The sequence below is a fragment of the Flaviaesturariibacter aridisoli genome, from assembly GCF_004343705.1.
Classification (GTDB): Bacteria; Bacteroidota; Bacteroidia; order Chitinophagales; family Chitinophagaceae; genus Flavisolibacter; species Flavisolibacter aridisoli.
On record NZ_SKFH01000081.1, the window covers coordinates 1 to 3023 of the forward strand.

Sequence of the window (3023 nt, forward strand, 5' to 3'; positions counted from 1 at the left end):
TGAAGGTCCACAGCAGGATGAGCACCGTGAGCAGGTAGGCCAGGTTGCGGTGCACGAAGTGGATGCTGATCCGGTCTTCGAGGAGGCTGACGATGCCGGCGGGAAAGAGGCGCGGGAAGAAGGAGCCGTTGATGTCGGGCCAGGTGGGCGCGGCGGGCGCGGCGCGGTGGCCGGCCATCAGGGCGCCGAAAATGAGCTGCACACCCAGCAGGCCCACCAGCCACCAGCAGGCGAGGCGCAGGCGGGGTGCCGTCACCTTGTCGCCCGGCTTCGTGAGCAGCTGCAGGGCGAACCAGAACGTGTAGCAAAGCAGGCCCAGCGCGAAAATAAAATGCAGCGCGAGCCGCGTGGGCTTCACGTACACCGCGTCGCCTTCGAGGCCGGAGGCCACCATGATCCAGCCCACGGCCCCTTGCAGGGCGCCGAGCACGAAGAGCACCAGCAGCGGCTTGATCATGTCCTGGCGGAAGCGGCGCTGCACCAGGAATACGATGAACGGAATGGCGAACACGACCCCGATGAGGCGGCCCCACAGGCGGTGGAACCATTCCCAGAAAAAGATGAATTTGAAGTCGGACAGGGTAAAGTCCGAATTGAGCAGGCGGTATTGCGGCGAGGCCTGGTACTTGTGAAACTCGGCCAGCCACTGCGCCTGGCTGAGCGGCGGCAGTGCGCCCGTCACTACGTTCCATTCCGTGATGGAAAGGCCGGAGCCCGTGAGGCGGGTAATGCCGCCGAGGATGACCTGGATAATGACCATGCCCACCCCGATGAGCAGCCAGATGGCCACGGGGCGCGACGAACGGTACAGATGGGTGGTAGCCAAAAGAAATGGGTTTTGCAGTGCGGGGCAAAAGTACGAGGGGAAAGGTTCTGAGGGTTTTCAAGGTTTTTAAGGTTCTGAGGGCTTTTAAGGAAGCGGCGCGAAGTGTCCTTTTGCCCCGGTCACCACCAACCTTATTTAACCTTGCGAACCCTAAAAACTCTAAAAACCTTAAGAACGTTTTTTACCCTGCTTCCACTTCCCACTTCCGACTTGATTACTTTTGCAGCGTGCTGCTCCCCTATTTCCAGGATACGCTTTTAGAAGCCGGTCTCGATGAGGCCGGGCGCGGCTGCCTGGCCGGGCCGGTGTATGCCGCCGCGGTGATCCTGCCGCGCAGCTTTCAGCACCCGCTCCTCAACGACTCGAAGCAACTCACCGAAAAGGAACGCTACGAGCTGCGGCCCGTGATCGAAGAGGCGGCCATCGCCTGGGCCGTGGCTTCGCTCGAACCCGTGGTGATCGACGAGATCAACATCCTGCGGGCGGCGTTCCGGGGCATGCACGACGCCGTGGCGCAGCTGGCCGTGGTGCCCGAGCTGCTGCTGGTAGACGGCAACCGCTTTTCGCCCTACGCCTTCATCCCGCACCAGTGCATCGTGCAGGGCGACGCCCTTTATGCTTCCATCGCCGCCGCCTCGGTGCTGGCCAAGACCTACCGCGACGACCACATGAAGCGCCTCCACCACGACTTCCCGCACTACAACTGGGCGTCCAACAAGGGCTACGCCACCAAAGACCACCAGCAGGCGCTCAACCAGCACGGTCCCTGCCTGCACCACCGCCGCTCCTTCCGCCTCGACTACCAGCCCACCCCGGCCCCGTCCGCCGAAGCTTCCGCGAAGGCGGCCCCGTCCGCCGAAGCTTCCGCACAGCCAGACCTGTCCGCCCTCGTTTAAGACAGGCGGTTCCACCTTTCCGGTAGTGCTACCGGATCCAGAAATATCCGGCCGCCCGCTTCTTTTGTCGCAGTGCCCGCTACTGTTTACGTTCCGTCAGGTCTTGTTTTCCAATGGTAACGGACCCTTTTGCCGTTGTCAGGTCTTGTTTTCGCGTTGTTGCTGACCAAATGGCCGTTGTCGGGTCTTGTTTTCGTCTTGTTGCTGACCAAATGGCCGTTGTCAGGTCTTGTTCTCGCGTTGTTGCTGACCAAATGGCCGTTGTCAGGTCTTGTTCTCTCCTTGTTACTGACCAAATGGCCGTTGTCAGGTCTTGTTTTCCAATAGTTATGGACTTAGTTACAGCTGTCAGGTCCTGCTCTCACGCCGTCAGGCTACTGGGTGCTGCCCGGCCGGCTGCCCGTTCCCGTTGCCGGCTGTTTTTCGCCGGCTACCCCTGGGGGTTGCTTCCGGTGTTCGCCGGCGTTCGGTCCATATCGGCCGGGGTTTTTGACTCGTTGCCCGGGGTTATGCGCTCGTCGGGTGGGGTACTTGTTTGGCCGGGCAGGGTAGGAGCGTTGTCGGGCAGGGTTTTACGGTTGTCAGCAGCGGTTAGTGCCCCATCGCCGGCACGGGGCGGGCCCTGCCCGCCGAAGCTTCAGCGAAGGCGGGTGAGAAATGGGGGATATTCCCCGGATTTTTAAACCCGATGCAGCGTTTGCGGTCTATCTACCGTCTTATAGACACTTGCTGCACTTTTTTTCAAAAGTCTGCTGTAAAGAATGGTTGAAGGTTAAACAGGAAGGCCCCGTTGGGGTCTTTTTGTTTTGGGGAGGGTAGAGCAAATGAGTACATGAGGGGCGAGGGAGGGATGATTGTCTGACTTCAGGTAATCTTCCCTTCGCTGCAAGCCTCCTGACGAAGATCACCTTTCGCGGCAACTTCCTTTTCTAGCTTTGCGGGCGCAAACGGGGGCCGCCCCGGCGGTCCTTTCAAAACCTTGTGTTATGAATCAAGTCCGCTATCTCTTTTTGGCCATTTTCATCCTGCTGGCCGGCTGGAGCCTCTATTGGATCGGGGAGCAGGTTTTCCTGACCGAACAACGCAGCGCCGCGCTCACGTCCGTCAAAACCGCTGCTGCCAGCACCGCCACTCCGGGCACTGCCGCTAAGGCCACCGCGCCGGCCGCCGCCCCCGGCAAAGGTATCTTCCAGCAAAACTGCGCCGCCTGCCACGCCCTCGACAAAGACATGACCGGCCCCGCCCTGCGCGGCCTTACCTCCCGCGGGCCCTGGGCCGACCGCAAAAAGCTCTATGCCTGG

The 3023-nt window shown here is 60.8% G+C and carries 3 protein-coding genes; 2 read left to right on the forward strand and 1 reads right to left on the reverse strand.

The features are described from left to right. Nucleotides 1–826 (reverse strand): COX15/CtaA family protein (locus E0486_RS18440; protein WP_243697479.1); only part of this gene is annotated, 826 nt, incomplete at its 3' end. Between the two features lie 227 nt (nucleotides 827–1053). Between E0486_RS18440 and E0486_RS18445 the strand changes: the two genes are divergently transcribed. Both E0486_RS18445 and E0486_RS18450 read left to right on the forward strand, forming a co-directional pair. Then, nucleotides 1054–1722 carry a ribonuclease HII gene (locus E0486_RS18445; RefSeq protein ID WP_131854517.1) on the forward strand — a complete coding sequence of 223 codons (669 nt, stop codon included), beginning with the start codon at nucleotides 1054–1056 and terminating at the stop codon, nucleotides 1720–1722. A gap of 986 nt (nucleotides 1723–2708) precedes the next feature. Next, a partial coding sequence (locus tag E0486_RS18450; protein ID WP_131854519.1) for a c-type cytochrome occupies nucleotides 2709–3023 on the forward strand: 315 nt, incomplete at its 3' end.